Raw genomic sequence first — 16,014 nt, 5'->3', positions numbered from 1 at the left:
CCCAGGCCCAGGCCCGGCTCAATGGCCCACCGCCATCCGACGGTCCGGCGATCCGACGATCCGGCTCACCGGATCTCGAGAATCTTCTCCCGCATCGCGTAGACGACCGCTTCCATCCTGGAGTGCAGCTGAAGCTTCTCCAGGATGTTGCGCACATGGTTCTTCACGGTGTTCTCGGAGATGAACAACTCCTTGGCGATGTCACGGTTGTTCATTCCCGTGGCGACCAGTTTGAGCACCTCCAGCTCCCGGTCCGTCAGCCGGGGGGCGGGAACGAGGCGACGCTCGTCGGTCCGCTGGATCATCGACTTGAACTCGGTGAGCAGCTTCGACGCCATGGAGGGACTGATCTGTGACTGCCCGTCGGCGACCGCGCGAATCGCGGTGGCGACCTCGTCCGTGGAGATCTCCTTGAGGAGATAGCCGGTCGCGCCCGCCTTGATCGCCTCGTAGAGGTCGGCCTCCTCGTCGCTGATCGTCAGCATGATGATCTTCGCGCTCGGAGCCACCTCCTTGATGGAGGTGCAGGCCTCGATACCGCCGCGCTTGGGCATCCGTACGTCCATCAGCACGATGTCCGGCAGCAGGTCGGCCGCCTTGTCCACGGCCTCGGCGCCGTCACCCGCCTCGCCGACGACCTGGATGTCCTCCTCGGCCGCGAGCACGATCTCCAGTCCGCGGCGGAACAGGGCGTGGTCGTCCACGACAAGGACTCTGATCGGCTCCTTGCGTGAGGTGCCCCCGTCCGGGCCCATGCCGACGACGCCGTCGTCGGCATCGTCGTCCCGCATCGGTCCGAAGCTGTCCGCCATCGTTCCTCCCCCTGAAGGCTGTGGCCGTGGTCCTGTGCCGTCGCCAACCCAAGGCAGCGGCCCACCGGTTGAGCCGCCCTGGCCATGATTCCATGCCCGGACGACAACGCGGTGACAGAGTGGTGCCCGAAGGGGTCGCACACGGGTGCCCCTGGGGGCGCACACAGCGCTCCAGGGGCACACCGCTCAGCTGTCACCGGGCAGCGTCAGCCGCCCAACGCGCCGCCCGCCTCGGGCGAGTGCGCCTGGGCAACCATCGGGTCGGTGTCGAGGTAGATCACGCCGTAGTCGTAGGCGTGACGCCGGTAGACGACGCTGGGCTGCTTGGTCTCGGAGTCGACGAACAGATAGAAGTCGTGTCCGACCAGTTCCATCTCGTAGAGGGCCTGGTCGAGAGTCATCGGAGCGGCGACGTGGGTCTTCTCGCGCACCACGAGGGGGCCGTCGCCCTGCACCTCCAGCGAGCCGATCCGCTTGGTCGGCACGCTGTCCGACTCGTCGGCGGGGACGGGACGGCCGTTGCCGTTGAGCGTCGCCACACCGGGGACGTAGTCGGAAACCTCCGCCGCGGAGATCCTGCGGGCGCCGCGGCGCGTGTAACGCTTGTCGTGCTGCTTGCGCAGTTGGGCATCCAGCTTCTCCGCCGCCAGGTCGAGCGCCGCGTACGGGTCGCTGGCGGCCGCCTCCGCCCGGATCACAGGGCCGCGGGACCGGAGTGTGATCTCCACTCGGTCGCACCGGTCGGCCTGTCGGGGGTTGGGCTCCTTGGACACCTCCACGTCGAGGCTGATCACCTTGCCGTCGAGCTTCTGGATCTTCTCCAGATTCAGCTTGTCGGCCACGTGCTTGCGGAACCGCTCGGGCACCTCGGTCTTGCGGCCCTTGACGACGATGTCCACGCAGAACTCCGTTCCCGGATCACTCCGCTTCGGTGCGGAGCGTCTCCCTTTTGCACCAGGCTCCGGTGAGCACCGGAACCTCGGACTCGGTGACTTCCACCTCCTCCTCCCCCATGGGCGAGATCTACACCCCAGGTGCTGCGGAAGATTTCGAAAACCGCAGCACGGCATTCAGATATGAGAGGTGTGGCCTGCGGCTTTCCCTCACAACCGAACATATCTCGCCCGGACGGATGTCGTCACCCTCTACTGCGGCGTACCTCCGTTCAGGCGAATTGGCCCTCTCATTACCTGCAACGACGCAAGTTCTCACTCAGTTCCGGTTTATTTCGAAAGAGTCAGGCGACGCGGCGACCACGGCCGCGCAGAGCACGTCACCGGCTCCGCCCGCGTCGTCCAGAGCTCTCACCGACACCCCGTCCACGCCTGCCACCTCCGCTCCTGCCAGCTTCCTACTGTCTTCCCGAGTCCTACCCACGTACCCGGCCGTCGCCCCTTCACCACACAACGCACCCTTCGCCTCCTCCTCACACCGCCCACTCTGCCCCTGTCCCGCCCACTGCGCCGCCGCAGCCACCCGCACCGCCCGCACCGCCCGCGCGGCCTCCGCCAGCGAGGCGCCCGTCGTCACCACGTCGTCCACGAGAACCACCGGCCCACCGCACAGCACCCGCGCGCCTCCTGGCACCACCGTCAGCGCGCCCACCAGGTTGTCCAGCCGCTGCCGGGAGCCGAGCCCCGACTGGTCGGCCACCGCCCGCCGCTGCCGCAGCACCGCGGCCACCCGCGCCGGCACCCCCGCCCGCCGCAACTCACCGGCCGCCGCCAACGCGATCCGCCGAGCCGGATCATGCCCACGCGCCCGCACCGCGGCCCGGGTGGAGGGGACGGGGACGAGCAGCAGATCTCCGGGGGGTTGGGGGCCCTCCCCCTCCCCCCACCCCACCTCCCCCACCCCCGCCCGCACAGCCCCCGCCAACGCCGCGCCCAGCGGTCGCGCCAGTGCCAGCGCGCCGCGTTCCTTGTGGGCCAGCAGCGTCGCCCGTACCTCGTCCGCGTACCGGGCCGCCGCGTGCACGGCGGGCAGCCCTGGCGGTTCCGGCACCGGACGGACCCGGAACGGCTCGGCCCCGCCCAGCGCCGCACGACACGGCGGGCAGAGCACCGTACGCGCACTTCCGCAGCCCCCGCACTCGGCGGGCAGCACCAGGCCGGCGAGTTCCTGCCACCACCTGCGAACGCCTTCCACGTGCACTACTGTGCCGACGCCGGAAGCTGCCCGCCACCCCTGTGGAAAACCGCCCGGGGTCCCCTGTGGAAAACTCTTGGGAAGGTGGCCGAAGGCACCTGAAACGATCGGAACACCAAAAGAGAGCAGCCGAAAAGAGCACTCAAGAAACCCCGGGCCCCAATGGGAGAAGGGATCCGAGAAGTTCCCCCCGAACCCCCGGCCCACTCCGGCCCCCGGGGTTACACACCCCGAGCCGCCTCAAGCCGCCCGAGCCGCCCCGCACCCCCGCCGCAAACCCCGATCCCCATGCTCCGCTCCCCCCGCTCCGGGCTCCGCGCTCCGGGCGGGGCAAAGATCACCCGGGGTAGAACGCAGCCGAGGCGGTCTCCTTCAGCGTCCGCCATCCGCTTCCGCCGGGCAGCCACAGCAGCCCTTCCTTGGAGGTCGCGAAGAGCGGGATCTCGCTGTCCTCGGAGGCGGCGATGCTCGTGACCTCCGTGAGGCCGGGAAGCGTTCCCGCCTCGGGCACCGAGCCGTCGCACTGCATGTACTGCACCTGCTGCACGCCGCCGGCCTCGCGCCCGACGACCACGAGCCGGCTGTCCCCGGCCCACGACATGGCCGTGACCTGTTCCAACTCCGGTGTCGCGGAGCGCAGTTCCTGGAGCGACACGGACGCCTGCTCGCCGTTGCCCGGGCCTCGTTCGATCCGGCCGATGAACAGGGACTGCTTGCCGCCCTTGTCGACGATGAGCGCGATCCGTACCCCGTCGGCGGCCACCCGTACGGCGTTGATACGGCCGTCCAGTCCCGGAGTGAGCACCTCCAGCGGCTGGCCGGCGCCCTTCTCCAGCAGGAGCAGCCGAGGCGCGGCGGGGTCGCGGTCGGCGACCCACAGGTCGCCCTGGGTGTCCCAGCTGGGAGTGGTGAGCCGGTCGGTCTCCGTCTTGCCCTTGCTCTGGAGTACGGGGTCGCCGATGGAGCTGCCGGAGACGGTGGAGGTGACGTAGAGCGCCTTGCCGTCGAGGGCGACTCCCGCGGCGCTGTGTTCGTCGCGGGACACGGCCACCGAGCGCAGTGCCTTGGCGCCGTCGCCGAGCGCTCCGGGCACGGGGTCGGCCTTGGTGTTGCCGCTGCCGCTCGTCATCCGTTCGAGGCGGTGCTGGCCGTCGATGAAGTACAGGTAGCCGGGGTTGGTCTCGGAGCCGCGGGCGGCGACGGCCGCGGCCCGTTCCTCGGTGAGGGAGCACAGTTGGGTGCCGCCCGCGCGCAGCGCGATCTCGTCGACGGCGGGGGCCAGGCTGCGGAGGGAGAACAGCAGCTGGGCCGCCATCTCGTCGCACTTGCCCTGTCCGATGTGGGCGGCCTTGTCGTTCAGCGGGACGGTGAGCTTGTTCTGGTCGTCGGGGGTCAGTGCGGTGACGCCCTTGGGCAGCGCGGTCCCGGTGGGGAAGCTGGATCTGACGACGGGCCGGAGCCAGCTGGTGGGGCCCGTGAGCACGGAGCGCACCATCTGTGTCACCGGATCGACGCGTTCACGGACGTAGACGGGGTCGGCGACGGCCATGGGCTGTCGGGAACCGTCGGAGCCGTCGGCCGTGGTGTTGGAGGCGAAGTAGTACTTGTTGACGGACACGTAGTTGCGCTGGAAGTCCGACTTGCCCATGACGACGCCCTGGGGGAGGGCGTCGATGCGCCACTGCCCGTTCTTCTTGTCGCGGCTGAGGTGGACCACCTGGCCGTAGTCGCCCGAGGCGGGCGCGTACGACTGCTGTGCGTCGACGGTGGCGACCCGGGTGCCGGTGAGGGTGTACGAGTAGTCGTCACCGTCGTCCCGGGTCCCGGTGGGCCCGGCATCGGTCGCCGGCCCGTCCGTGAGGACCGTCGTGGACCGTTCCGGCTCCCATTTCTGGGCGGCTTTCTCGGTCAGGTACTGCCGCGCCGTCGCGTAGCCGGGGTCGTCGCTGGTGAGCGCTTCGAGGAAGCCCTGGACGATCTCCAGTGGCTGTGCGTCGTCCCGGGGCGGCATCGCGAACACCCGTACCTGGGTGTCCTGGCGCGGTGTGGATTCGACGCCGCGCAGATCCCCGCTGTCGGGCATCGAGGCGCACCCGGCCAGCAGGACGACGCCACAGGCGGCGTACGCCACCGCGCGCCCCGGCGTGCGCCGGGTTCCCCCCTCGCGCCACTCAGCGCCCACGAAATGCCTCCCCTTGCTCGTTCGAGCCCTCCGCTCCGGCTCTGTGCCGGTCCGAAGTCCCCCTCAGTGCCGTTTCACGCGTGTCACCCGTGTCGGCCGCGTCACCGGTGCCGGCCACGCCCCCGCTACCGGCCGCTTCCGTCCGCTCCGGGTTCTCGCCGCGTCCTGCGCCGGCTTCCCCAGCGGCCCCACCTGTGCCGGCTGCCCCGGCTGCTCCCACAGCCCGCGGCTCGTCCTCCCCGCGTCCGCCGCCGCCTCCGCCGCTGCCCGGGGCGGGGCGGGGCACCACGCGCGCGCCGTTGCCGGGCAGCGCCGTCGGGTCGGCCGTGGGGGCCGAGGTGGCCATCCGGGGCGTGAGCGGGCTCCGTGCGGCCGACAGCTGTTCGCCGGCGGGCTGTACCGGCACCGTCGCGCTCTTCTGGCCGCCGCCGCGCGGCAGACCGGCGTCGTCGAGGGCTCCCCGGTTGCGGCGGGAGTCCTTGGGTTCGAGCGGTATCGGCGAGCCCCGCAGCGGTTCGTCGGCGGTCCTGGGCAGCGTCAGCCGGAACTGCGAGCCGCCGCCGGGCTCTCCCCAGGCCTGCAGCCAGCCGCCGTGCAGTCGTGCGTCCTCCAGGGCGATGGACAGCCCCAGACCGGTACCGCCGGTGGTACGCGCGCGTGCCGGGTCGGCGCGCCAGAACCGGCTGAAGACACGGGTGGCCTCGCCGGGCTTGAGGCCGACTCCGTAGTCGCGCACGGCGATCGCGACGGCCCCGCCCGCGGCGGCCAGCTTGACGATGACGTCCTTGCCCTCGCCGTGTTCCACGGCGTTGACCACCAGGTTGCGCAGCACTCGCTCCACCCGCCGGGCGTCGGCCTCGGCGACGACGGGCTGCTGGTCGCCGATGACGCGTACGGTCGTCCCCTTGCGTTCGGCGAGCGGCGCGGCCCCGCTGACGACCCGCCGGACGACCTCCCTGAGGTCGATCGGCTCGGCTTCGAGGGCGGCGGCGCCGGCGTCGAAGCGGCTGATCTCCAGCAGGTCCGCGAGGAGTGTCTCGAACCGGTCGAGCTGGTCGGCGAGCAGTTCGGCGGACCGCGCGGTGATGGGGTCGAAGTCGACCCGGGCGTCGTGGATGACGTCGGCGGCCATGCGTACGGTCGTCAGCGGCGTCCGCAGTTCGTGCGAGACGTCGGACACGAACCGTCGCTGCATCCGCGACAGGTCCTCCAGTTGCTGGATCTTCAGCTGGAGGTTCTGGGCCATCTTGTTGAAGGCCTCACCGAGGCGTGCGATGTCGTCCTCGCCGGTGACCTTCATCCGTTCCTGGAGCCGTCCGGCGGAGAGCCGCTCGGCGATCCCGGCGGCCATCCGCACCGGCGTGACGACCTGCCGCACCACGAGCCAGGCGATGGCCCCGAGGAGGACGACGACGAACAGCCCGGCGGTCGCCAGCGTCCCCTTGACCAGGCTCAGCGACTTCTCCTCCTGGGTGAGCGGGAAGAGGTAGTACAGCTCGTACGGATCGCCGTTGGGGTCGTTGACCTGCTTGCCGATGACCAGGGCCGGCTGGGATTCCTTGTCGTTGAGGTAGATGATCCGGGAGTAGCTCTGGGCCGCACCGGTGCTGCTGTAGACCTGCTCGCGCAGTTTCTCCGGGACGCTCTTGTCGGGGTCGACGAAGCCGGAGGCGCGCGGCCCGCGGGCGACGCCGCTGACGTCGCCGGGGGGCAGGGTGACCACGTCGAAGGCGCCCTGGCCGCCACTGGACAGCGACAGCACGAGCTCGCTCATCCATTCGATGACGTTCTGCGAGGCGCCGCCGTCGGCCGGCGTCCCGTCGGCGGCGGCCGCGCTGGCGGCCTCGTCGGCCTTCTGCTTGGCCACGGCGAATCCGCCGGTGGCCTGGCTCTGGGACGCCTTCACCTTGGCGTCCAGGAGCCCGTTGCGCACCTGGCCGATGACGACGAAGCCCAGCAGCAGGACGACGCCCAGCGACATCAGCAGTGTCGTGACGACGACCTTGAGCTGGATGTTGCGCCGCCACAGCCGCATGACGGGCAGCAGCGGCCTGCGCACCCAGCGCAGCAGCAGCCTCAGGACGGGGCTGCCCTGCACCCCGCCCTGCAACAGGCCCCCTTCGAGGAGGCGTGCGAAGCGTGAACCCGGCGTCCTACGGCCGACAGGCCGCTCCGGACGGGCCCCGGAGCGACCGGGGGCCGAAGCGGCACTGTCTCCGGACATGTCAGCTCGGTCCTGCCTTGTATCCGACACCACGGACGGTCACCACGATCTCCGGCCGCTCGGGGTCCTTCTCGACCTTGGAGCGCAGCCGCTGTACGTGCACGTTCACCAGGCGGGTGTCGGCGGCGTGCCGGTAGCCCCACACCTGCTCGAGGAGGACCTCGCGGGTGAACACCTGCCAGGGTTTGCGTGCCAGCGCGACCAGCAGGTCGAACTCCAGCGGCGTCAGCGCGATCGACTGGCCTTCCCGCTTCACGGAGTGACCGGCCACGTCGATGACGAGGTCGCCGATGGCGAGCTGTTCCGGCGCCGGCTCTTCGGACCTCCGCAGCCGGGCCCGGATCCGGGCGACCAGCTCCTTCGGCTTGAACGGCTTCACGATGTAGTCGTCGGCGCCGGACTCCAGTCCGACGACGACGTCGACGGTGTCGCTCTTCGCCGTGAGCATCACGATCGGCACCCCGGACTCCGCCCTGATCAGGCGGCACACCTCGATGCCGTCCCGGCCGGGCAGCATCAGGTCCAGCAGCACCAGGTCGGGCTTCGCCTCACGGAAAGCGGCCAGCGCCTTGTCACCGTCGGCCACGAAAGACGGCTCAAAACCTTCACCACGCAGCACAATGCCGAGCATCTCGGCCAGTGCGGTGTCGTCGTCGACGACAAGGACTCGTCCCTTCATAAACGACATCATCCCATTCTCATAACAGTGAAGGCGGCGCAGGTGAGAAGGCTCACCGGCCAGTGACGATAGTCGTACGGGGCGGTCACTGTCTGCCCCGGTCCTCCGACGTCGATGTCAGCACTGATGTCAGGCGGTCCGGACAGGCGACTCGCGGCGACTCGTCGCACGGACGTCGTGACTCAGAGGAATCGTCTCGCAGCCGTCACGTGACGACGGCGACGGCTCCGAGTGGCCGGAGTGAGCCGGGCAGGGAGCCCCCACGCGCGCGCCGCCCGTAACGCTCCTACGGTTGAACTAGGACGTGGCGCCCGCGGATGCCCGTTTCCGTCCGCCTCCGCCGCGCACACCCTCTCGGCGTCGTCGGCGCCACAGGGAGGCCATTCAGCATGTCCACAGCATCCGACACCTCGGTCCCCGTGTGATGACGGCAGCGGGCAACCTCACCGCAGCGCTCGGCATCGCCATCGCGGTGGCCGAGGCCGGGAGCGAGGCCGGGAGCGAGGCCGGGATCGAGGCCGGGAGCGAGGCCGGGAGCGAGGCCGGGAGCTGAAGGGAACAGCCCACAGCGGTCATGGTGCGCCCGGCGTTCCGCCGCTCCGGCCCTCGGCTTCCGGGGCGTCCTGGCGGCTTCTGCCCTGCTCGACAGCCGACACCAGGAGCCGGACCGCGAGGCCGACCAGCAGCAGGTTCATCGTCATCTGTCCCGTGGCCAGCAGCCGGGCCGGTTCGCTGCGCGGGCTGATGTCGCCGAAACCAACCGTGCTGAACACGGTCACGGTGAAGTACAGCGCGTCGGATCTCGACAGCGGCTCGCTGAAGCTGTCCGGCGCGCTGTGATCCATCAGGAAGTACGTCGTCGCGAACAAGAGCAGATAGAGCGGAAGCGTCGTCCCCAGGGCTTCCACGGCCCGCAGTTCGGGCCGCTGGGACAGGGAGATCTTCCGGATCTGCCAGGACAGGAGCAGTGCCACGGCGACGATGCCGCCGACAAGGCCGAGGACCGTACCGGCGGTGAAGGCCGAATCGAGCGGCAACAGGTAGTAGACAGCGACGAGGAAGGCGGCGCTGAGCAGCGAACGTACGACGGCGCGCCTCGACTCCCGGCGGCTCCTACGCGGTGTTCCGTCCACGCTTCCCCCGATGCACCCGATCCCGCGGCCCGCGCTGCCGCGTCGGCTCCTGGGCCAGCCTTCCCGCCGCCCCGGACACCGGACGGCAGGCGCACCCCGGCGCACCGTGTGGTCACCGGGATGGCGGGCCGTCACACCGGAGGGCAGCCGAAACCGGAGGAGTACGCGATGGCCGCTTCTGGCTCCCGCCGTGCGACGACGTCACCGAGCGGCTGGGACTCCCGCCTGTACTGGCAGTGGATCGCGTACAACACGATCGCCTTCGTCATCGTCCTGACCGCTGGTTTCCTGCTGGCACTGCTGGGTGACGACGCCCTCCACCTGGAAGTCTCCAGCCACCACGTCGTGATCGCGCTCTTGGTCGCCACCCTGGGGGCCGCGCTGTTCGGAGGTGTCCTGGGAGCTCTGCAATGGCTGGTCGTCCGACAGCGGGTGCCCATCCCCCGCAAGGTGTGGATCACCGCCAACATCGGCCCGGCCCTGCTGGCCTGGCTCCTGGTCATCATGCCTGCGGTGATCAGCGCCCAGGACACCGACAACGACATGTCGACGGCCTACCTCCTCGCCGCCAGTCAGAGCCTGGCACTCGGCCCCCTGCTCGGGCTGTCCCAGTCACTCGTCCTGCGCAAGGTGACCAGCCGCTGGGCCTGGTGGATCGGCGCGAACCTGGCCTCGTGGCTCATCGTGGACGCCGTCATCTACCTGCTGTCGCGGCTGTCCGAAGACCTCGACGTCTTCACCGGTGACGGTTCGCTCGCCGAGATCTACCTGACCTTGATCGCCACCACACCACTGACCGGCCGAGCCCTGCTCTGGGTACTCGCCCCCGCCGCCCTCATCGCTCCGGAACCGTCCCAGGACGAGCGGCCCGCCTGAACCCCGGCCGTCGGCGGTGTCGGCTGGCGCAGAAAATCGAACACATGATTGAATTTCGTCATGCGACCGTTCCCCGACGATCTCGTCCAAGCACAGCAGGAGTGGAGCGCCACCTACCGGCAGCTCGCTGCCAGGCCCGGTCGCACCGAGCTGCGGCGGCGCCTGCGTCGACTGTCTGCTCAGGTGCTCTACCACCCTTATTGGCAGCAACGGCGTCCCAGCCCCTCAGCGTGGCGGGAACTGCGGCACCTGGGCGACTCGGCAGCCGATGTACGCCGGCGGCTGACCGGATGACATACAGGAACGCGGGCCCGCACCTCCCGGACGACCCTGGGGACGCTTCCGGACCGAGCCGCGTGACCGTGCATCCGCCCTCCCCCACGGGTGGCCGTCGCGTTCGCGTGGACGGCGAGATGCTCGGGGTGGCGCACAGCGTCGTCGACGTCGCGGAGTTCCTCCGGCGCGCCGGGCTGGAGATCGACCCGACCGAGGTGCGGGATGCGCCCTGGATCGACTGGCGTGGCGCCGGGCCTGAGCACTGGCGCCCTGAGCCGAACAGCTGACGCATCGCGCCGGCCTTCAACGGGCCACCGCGGCTCTACACCTTGTCGTCCCGCTCCAGGATCAGGCTGACCGACCCGTCCTCAAGATCGATGCCACCGTCGAGATGTTCGTGATAGCCGTCTCGGAGCTCGGGATCAGCGAGACCGGTGAGCCGCTCCGCGAGGTCCCGCAGTCCGGCCGCGTTGGCCGCAATGGTGATTTCGGTGGCTGAGCCGTACACCTTGATCCGAGGGGCATCCATGGCGTCACGCTACCGTGCGGTTGTGGAGTCCTACTGGGCGAACCGACCCTGCTGACACATCACGGTTCCCCATGACTCCCCGGCCTGCCGGGCACGGTTGAGGCACGGCGACAGGGCGGATCCACTCCGCCCCGCAAAAGGTGCGCCTGCAGGCGCACGCGTACGGCATCCCGCCCTCGGCGCCCACACTCACCGACCAAGATCGATCGCAGGTCGGTCCCACTAGGGTCGGAGGCATGACGACCCACCTTGCCGGCAGTGCCTTCGACTCGCTTCGCCTCGACGCCGTGCCCGACCAGGAGGCGTTGCGCCGGGTCTACGAACTCCCCGGCGACGCGGCCGTGCGGAAACAGATGACCGAACTCACCGAGCAGACCCGGCGGTTGATCGGCTGCTCATCGCTGGTCCTGGTCGCCAGCGCGGATGCCGAGGGCAACTGCGACGTCTCCCCGCGCGGCGGCCCCGCCGGGTTCGTCGCCGTCCTGGACGAACGGACGGTGGCGATACCGGACGCGACCGGCAACAAGCGTCTGGACACCCTGCAGAACGTCATCGCCACCGGACGGGCCGGGCTGCTGTTCGTCATTCCGGGGCGCACCACGACGCTCAGAGTGAACGGCCGGGCCTGCGTCTCCACCCGCCCAGAGCTGCTGTCGCAGCTGACCGCCGTGGGCAAACCGTCGGCCAGTGCATTGGTGGTGGGGATCGAGGAGGTCTACCCGCACTGCCCCAAGTCGCTGCTGCGCAGCGGGGCCTGGAAGCCGGAGGAGTGGCTGTCGGCGGACGCGCAGCCGGCCTCGGCCGAGGTGACGCTGGCCCAACTGCGGTTGCCGGAGCTGACGATCGCCGACATCGAGCAGGCGGAGGCGGACTCGCTGAAGTACCGGTACGAGTAACGGACCGCCCTGCGATCGCTGAACCACCAGCTGCCCGAACCCCCGGCCCCCGGCACGCCCCAAGCTCTCCAGGGCATCAAGGTGGAGCGCGTCGCTGTACACGTACGACCGGGATGCCGCGCCGAAGAGCTACCGGGCCCACGAGACGGCCGTGCGGCACCACCTACGCCCGCGTCTGGGCTCCAAGGTCATGGTCAGGCTGGGCGTCAAGGAACTGAGCGGCGCCGAACAGGCGCTCGCACAGAACGAAGGGGCCATGCCGCCGAGCGGGCACTGCGGGCCCTCTCAGCGGCTCTCACGGCTGCCATCGCCGAAGACATCAACCTGCCCCGTAGCGAGACCAAGCTCGTCGACTCCGTTGAAGGCCGGGAGCATCCCGTTCTCACGACGGTGAAGGACAGTCAGGTGAGCAGGGGGCAGGGGGCAGGTGGCAGGGGGCAGGTGGCAGGGGGCAGGGGGCAGGTGGCAGGGTCACCGGCCAGTGACGATGGTCGTACGGGCCGGTCACTACCCACCCCCGCCCTCCGGCGCCGCTGCCAGTGCCGCTGCCCGCGCCGACAGCGGTCCTCGCGGGAAATCTGCGTGCGGCGCGACCCCGTCCGGTGGTGGGATGCGCCGCATGAGCGACCCGCTGCGTGACCGCATCGAGCGGTACTACGCCACCGTGCCCCTGCTGTTCGCCGACGCCGAGGACTTCGGCCCCCTGCGCCTGTTCGTACGGAAGGAGCCCGGCGCCCCGTACTACGGCGGCCCGAGCCACGCCCAGCCCACCGGCGCGGCCCCCGTGGGCGCCGCCGACATCGCCCGGGTGCGCGCCCGGCAGCGTGAGCTCGGTGTGCCGGAGGCGTTCGAATGGCTGGCCGAGTCGGCACCCGCGCTGCGGGCCCGGATCGAGGCCGCCGGCCTCCTGGTGCTGCGACGGCCGCTGATGGTGCTGCCGCCCCAGCACCCGCTGCCTCCGCAGCCCCTGCCGGACGGCGTGACACTGCGCGCGCTGACCGCGGACGACCCCGTCCTGCCCGCGGCCCTCGCCCTCCCGCGCCTGGCCTTCGCCAAGGAGCCCCCCACGGCGCAGCCCGGCCTCACGGCGGGCCCGTCGGACCGGGCGGAGCTGTCGAGGCTGGCCGAGGCGCTCACCGTGGACGGCACGGTGGCCGCGGTGAGCGTCACGATCCGCGCCGGGCACAAGACCCTCGTCGCCGCCCTCGCCCCGGACGGCACCCCCCTGGCCACCGGCCACTACCACCCGGCAACCGCCGCCACGGAGATCGGCGGCGTCGGCACCCTTCCCTCCGCCCGCCGCCAGGGACTGGCCGCCGCCGTGACAGCGGGCCTGGTCGCCCACGCCCGCACCCACGGCGTCGAGACGATCTTCCTCGCCTACGCGGAGGAGACCGTCGCCCGCATCTACGCCCGCCTCGGCTTCCGCGCGGCGGGCACCACCCTCCTGATCGCCGACCAGCCCGCCCGCTCATAGACCCGGGCCCGGCTCACCTGTCGGCGGGCCGACGGCCGACCGACAGGTGACCGACGACCGACCGAAGGGTGATCGACGGGTGATCGACGGGCGATCAGAGAGCCGCCCCCGCCTCTCCCCGGCGCGCCCTGCCACACAGCTCCGCAAGCGCGTCGGCCGTCACCGGCGAGGCCACGCCCTCCTCCGTGACGATCGCCGTCACCAGCTCGGGCGGCGTCACGTCGAACGCGGGGTTGTACGCCTGGGTCCCCAGCGGCGCCACCGGAATCCCGCCACCCGCTCCCGTCACCGGCGCCTGGGCCGCCATGGCCTCCGTCACCTCGAACCCGGGGCGCTGCTCCACCTCGATGGACGCCCCGTCCGGCGTCTCCAGGTCCACCGTCGTCACCGGCGCCACCACGATGAACGGCACATGGTGGTACCGCGCCAGCACCGCGAGCGGGTAGCTCCCCACCTTGTTCGCCACCGACCCGTCGGCCGCGATGCGATCAGCCCCGATCAGCACCGCGTCCACCTCCCCCGCCGCGAACAGCGAGCCCGCCGCGTTGTCCGTCAGCAAGGTGTACGCCATGCCGTTGCGGGCCGCTTCGTACGCCGTGAGGCGGGCCCCCTGGAGCAGCGGACGCGTCTCGTCCACCCACAACCGGCGAAGCCGGCCCACCCGGTGCGCCGCGAGCGCCACCGCGAACGCCGTCCCCTCCCCGCCCGACACCAGCGCGCCGGTGTTGCAGTGCGTGAGGACACGATGCCCGCCGCCCGGCAGCAGCTCGTCGAGGAGCGTCAGCCCGTGCCCGGCCATCCGGACGCTGGCCTCGGCGTCCTCCCGGTGGAGCTGCCGCGCGGCCGCCAGCGCGGCCTGCGCGCCCTGCGCCGGATCGCCGCCGTCGGCGAGTTCCGTCCGGTACGCGGCCCGGGCCCGGCGCACACCGACCGACAGGTTCACCGCGGTGGGGCGGGCGCCCGCGAGCGCGTTCGCGGCCTCGTCCACGTCGAACCCGCGCGCGGCGGCGAGCGCGACACCGTACGCCCCGGCGATCCCGAGCAACGGCGCCCCGCGCACGGCCAGCGACCGGATCGCCTCGACCAGCGCGGACGCGTCCGTACACACCAGTTCGACTTCCTCTGCCGGCAGTCTCGTCTGGTCGAGAAGGACCAGCACGGGACCTTCCGGCAGCTCCTCCCAACGGATCGCAGGTATCTCGGCCGGCCGCTTGTCCTCGCCGGAATGCGCGTACTGATCAGCCATGCGGTCAGTCTGCCCCCGATCCGGCGGACAATTGAAGGTGTGCAGCCCATACCGCGGCCGGTCAACCGATGAGCACCCCATGGCACGATGGCTCCCAACCTGCCGCCGCGACCGCGGACGGGCACCGTGAAGGAGCGACGATGAAAGACTCTCCGGGCTGGGCCTCGCCCGGATCCGCCCCGTCCGACGGACAGGAGCCCGGCGCGTCCCACCCCGCCGAGCCCACGGACCGCCCCGCCGGTGCCCAGCCCGCGGACCAGCCGGACGCGAACCCGCAGGGCCCCGGCACGAAGTGGTCCAAGGAACAGCCGCCGCCCGGCCCCGGCCAGTGGTCCGCGCCCGCAGGCGCCCCGAACCCGGGCCGCGACGCGGGCCAGACCCCGCCGCCCCCACCGCCTCCGCCGCCGGGACCCGGCTGGGGCGCCTACCCGCCCGCCGGACCCGGCGGCGCATACCCCGGCGGCCCCGCGGGCCCCGGACAGGGCGGCTACGGCGGTTACGGCGCTCCCGGCGGCTGGGGCGCCGGCTGGGGCGGCCCCCCGCCCGCGGCGAAGCCCGGCGTGATCCCGCTGCGCCCGCTCGCCGTGGGCGAGATCCTCGACGGCGCCGTCGCCACGATGCGCACCTACTGGCGCACGGTCCTGGGCATCTCGCTGACCGTCGCCGTCGTCACCCAGGTCTTCGTCGTCCTGTTGCAGGGCCTCATCCTGGACTCCGCCACGGACACGAACGCGCTCGGCGACCCGAGCGCCACCGCCGACGAGCAGCTCAACGCCATGGGCGACGCCATGCGCGCCTCCGGCCCCGTCCTCGTCATCACCCTCATCGGCACCATCACGGCGACCGCCCTGCTCACCGCCGTCACCAGCCGGGCGGTGCTCGGCAAACCGGTCACCCTCGGCGAGGCCTGGCGCGACGCCCGCTCCCAGGTGCTCAAGCTGTTCGGCCTGATCTTCCTGCTGATGCTCATCGCCGCCGCCATCGTCCTCGTATGCCTGCTGCCGGGCATCCTCGTGAGCGCCGCCGGAAGCTCCGACGCGGGGGCCGCCCTCAAGGCCTTCGGCATCCTCGGTTCGATCGTCCTGGTGCTGTGGCTGCTGATCCGCCTCTCCCTCGCCTCGCCCGCGCTGATGCTGGAGAAGCAGAGCATCAAGAAGGCGCTCGGCCGTTCCGCGAAACTCACCCGCGGCTCCTGGTGGCGGGTCTTCGGCATCCAGGTGCTCGCCCTGATCATCGCGAACGTCGTCGCGACGATCGTCGTCGTCCCGTTCGCCCTCCTCGGTGCCGCCGTGAGCGACGGGGGCATCAGCGGCATGGTCGACGCGAGCAGCGACTACGGCTGGACCTACCTGATCATCAGCGGCATCGGTTCGGTCATCGGCTCCATGATCACCTTCCCGATCTCGGCGGGCGTCACCGTGCTCCTCTACGTCGACCAGCGCATCCGCCGCGAGGCCCTCGACCTCGACCTGGCCCGCGCCGCGGGCCTCCAGGACTACGGCACCTCCGTCCCCGGCACGACCCCGGGGAGTTGAT

At 71.2% G+C, this 16,014-nt stretch carries 16 protein-coding genes; 7 read left to right on the top strand and 9 right to left on the bottom strand.

Annotated elements, in window-relative coordinates:
- Nucleotides 1–65 precede the first annotated feature (65 nt).
- The 6 genes from OG933_RS26355 to mtrA form a co-directional block, all read right to left on the bottom strand.
- On the bottom strand, nucleotides 66–812 hold the full coding sequence (locus OG933_RS26355; RefSeq protein ID WP_020133042.1) for a response regulator transcription factor: 747 nt from the start codon (nucleotides 810–812) through the stop codon (nucleotides 66–68).
- Between the two features lie 206 nt (nucleotides 813–1,018).
- Entirely contained in the window at nucleotides 1,019–1,711 is a 693-nt protein-coding gene (hpf, locus tag OG933_RS26350) for a ribosome hibernation-promoting factor, HPF/YfiA family (RefSeq protein WP_054240279.1), read from the bottom strand.
- A 313-nt stretch (nucleotides 1,712–2,024) separates the two neighbouring features.
- Complete coding sequence (locus OG933_RS26345; protein WP_405629160.1) at nucleotides 2,025–2,960, bottom strand: ComF family protein; 936 nt, start codon at nucleotides 2,958–2,960, stop codon at nucleotides 2,025–2,027.
- Between the two features lie 337 nt (nucleotides 2,961–3,297).
- Nucleotides 3,298–5,142: an LpqB family beta-propeller domain-containing protein gene (locus OG933_RS26340; protein WP_405629159.1), complete on the bottom strand. Its 1,845-nt coding sequence runs from the start codon at nucleotides 5,140–5,142 to the stop codon at nucleotides 3,298–3,300.
- A complete protein-coding gene (gene mtrB, locus OG933_RS26335) occupies nucleotides 5,132–7,366 on the bottom strand; it encodes an MtrAB system histidine kinase MtrB (RefSeq protein WP_362522653.1) in 2,235 nt (744 codons plus the stop codon). The genes OG933_RS26340 and mtrB overlap by 11 nt, the downstream gene beginning before the upstream one ends.
- Nucleotide 7,367: 1 nt before the next feature.
- Nucleotides 7,368–8,057, bottom strand: coding sequence for a two-component system response regulator MtrA (gene mtrA, locus OG933_RS26330; RefSeq protein ID WP_187281934.1), 690 nt, complete (start codon nucleotides 8,055–8,057; stop codon nucleotides 7,368–7,370).
- A 409-nt stretch (nucleotides 8,058–8,466) separates the two neighbouring features.
- Here mtrA and OG933_RS26325 point away from each other — a divergent pair, with 409 nt between their 5' ends.
- On the top strand, nucleotides 8,467–8,598 hold the full coding sequence (locus tag OG933_RS26325) for a hypothetical protein (RefSeq protein ID WP_405629157.1): 132 nt from the start codon (nucleotides 8,467–8,469) through the stop codon (nucleotides 8,596–8,598).
- Nucleotides 8,599–8,617: 19 nt separating this feature from the next.
- Here the strand turns inward: OG933_RS26325 and OG933_RS26320 are convergent, their stop codons facing one another.
- The gene (locus OG933_RS26320) at nucleotides 8,618–9,178 is read right to left on the bottom strand and encodes a potassium channel family protein (RefSeq protein ID WP_362522655.1); all 561 of its coding nucleotides are present in this window, start codon (nucleotides 9,176–9,178) and stop codon (nucleotides 8,618–8,620) included.
- A 168-nt stretch (nucleotides 9,179–9,346) separates the two neighbouring features.
- Here OG933_RS26320 and OG933_RS26315 point away from each other — a divergent pair, with 168 nt between their 5' ends.
- The 3 genes from OG933_RS26315 (at nucleotide 9,347) to OG933_RS26305 (ending at nucleotide 10,617) form a co-directional block, all read left to right on the top strand.
- Complete coding sequence (locus OG933_RS26315) at nucleotides 9,347–10,054, top strand: hypothetical protein (protein ID WP_405629156.1); 708 nt, start codon at nucleotides 9,347–9,349, stop codon at nucleotides 10,052–10,054.
- 60 nt (nucleotides 10,055–10,114) lie between these two features.
- Nucleotides 10,115–10,348, top strand: coding sequence for a hypothetical protein (locus OG933_RS26310; RefSeq protein WP_142264615.1), 234 nt, complete (start codon nucleotides 10,115–10,117; stop codon nucleotides 10,346–10,348).
- 62 nt (nucleotides 10,349–10,410) lie between these two features.
- Complete coding sequence (locus OG933_RS26305; protein WP_362522658.1) at nucleotides 10,411–10,617, top strand: hypothetical protein; 207 nt, start codon at nucleotides 10,411–10,413, stop codon at nucleotides 10,615–10,617.
- 35 nt (nucleotides 10,618–10,652) lie between these two features.
- Here OG933_RS26305 and OG933_RS26300 read toward each other — a convergent pair whose 3' ends face one another.
- On the bottom strand, nucleotides 10,653–10,859 hold the full coding sequence (locus tag OG933_RS26300) for a hypothetical protein (protein ID WP_362270948.1): 207 nt from the start codon (nucleotides 10,857–10,859) through the stop codon (nucleotides 10,653–10,655).
- A 236-nt stretch (nucleotides 10,860–11,095) separates the two neighbouring features.
- Here OG933_RS26300 and OG933_RS26295 point away from each other — a divergent pair, with 236 nt between their 5' ends.
- Together OG933_RS26295 and OG933_RS26290 are read left to right on the top strand one after the other, a co-directional pair.
- Entirely contained in the window at nucleotides 11,096–11,755 is a 660-nt protein-coding gene (locus tag OG933_RS26295; RefSeq protein WP_405629155.1) for an MSMEG_1061 family FMN-dependent PPOX-type flavoprotein, read from the top strand.
- Nucleotides 11,756–12,365: 610 nt separating this feature from the next.
- A complete protein-coding gene (locus tag OG933_RS26290; RefSeq protein ID WP_405629154.1) occupies nucleotides 12,366–13,232 on the top strand; it encodes a GNAT family N-acetyltransferase in 867 nt (288 codons plus the stop codon).
- Between the two features lie 94 nt (nucleotides 13,233–13,326).
- On the opposite strand, the gene mtnA is transcribed toward OG933_RS26290, so the two are convergent.
- Nucleotides 13,327–14,478, bottom strand: a complete 1,152-nt coding sequence (mtnA, locus tag OG933_RS26285; RefSeq protein WP_020133030.1) for an S-methyl-5-thioribose-1-phosphate isomerase — start codon at nucleotides 14,476–14,478, stop codon at nucleotides 13,327–13,329.
- Nucleotides 14,479–14,618: 140 nt separating this feature from the next.
- Between mtnA and OG933_RS26280 the strand changes: the two genes are divergently transcribed.
- Nucleotides 14,619–16,013, top strand: a complete 1,395-nt coding sequence (locus tag OG933_RS26280; protein ID WP_405629153.1) for a glycerophosphoryl diester phosphodiesterase membrane domain-containing protein — start codon at nucleotides 14,619–14,621, stop codon at nucleotides 16,011–16,013.
- The last annotated feature ends 1 nt before the right edge of the window (nucleotide 16,014 follow it).

It is taken from the genome of Streptomyces sp. NBC_00016, assembly GCF_045040885.1.
In the GTDB taxonomy this organism is placed as follows: Bacteria; Actinomycetota; Actinomycetes; order Streptomycetales; family Streptomycetaceae; genus Streptomyces; species Streptomyces coriariae.
The sequence above is the reverse complement of the archived record's forward strand: the minus strand, read 5'-3'. Positions and strand labels throughout refer to the sequence as shown.

Bases quoted from the DNA above. Each gene is read 5' to 3' on its own strand.
- mtrA (WP_187281934.1), bottom strand. From the start codon at position 8,057: ATGATGTCGTTTATGAAGGGACGAGTCCTTGTCGTCGACGACGACACC.
- OG933_RS26295 (WP_405629155.1), top strand. From the start codon at position 11,096: ATGACGACCCACCTTGCCGGCAGTGCCTTCGACTCGCTTCGCCTCGAC.
- OG933_RS26280 (WP_405629153.1), top strand. From the start codon at position 14,619: ATGAAAGACTCTCCGGGCTGGGCCTCGCCCGGATCCGCCCCGTCCGAC.
- mtnA (WP_020133030.1), bottom strand. From the start codon at position 14,478: ATGGCTGATCAGTACGCGCATTCCGGCGAGGACAAGCGGCCGGCCGAG.
- mtrB (WP_362522653.1), bottom strand. From the start codon at position 7,366: ATGTCCGGAGACAGTGCCGCTTCGGCCCCCGGTCGCTCCGGGGCCCGT.
- OG933_RS26355 (WP_020133042.1), bottom strand. From the start codon at position 812: ATGGCGGACAGCTTCGGACCGATGCGGGACGACGATGCCGACGACGGC.
- OG933_RS26300 (WP_362270948.1), bottom strand. From the start codon at position 10,859: ATGGATGCCCCTCGGATCAAGGTGTACGGCTCAGCCACCGAAATCACC.
- OG933_RS26290 (WP_405629154.1), top strand. From the start codon at position 12,366: ATGCGCCGCATGAGCGACCCGCTGCGTGACCGCATCGAGCGGTACTAC.
- OG933_RS26310 (WP_142264615.1), top strand. From the start codon at position 10,115: ATGCGACCGTTCCCCGACGATCTCGTCCAAGCACAGCAGGAGTGGAGC.
- OG933_RS26315 (WP_405629156.1), top strand. From the start codon at position 9,347: ATGGCCGCTTCTGGCTCCCGCCGTGCGACGACGTCACCGAGCGGCTGG.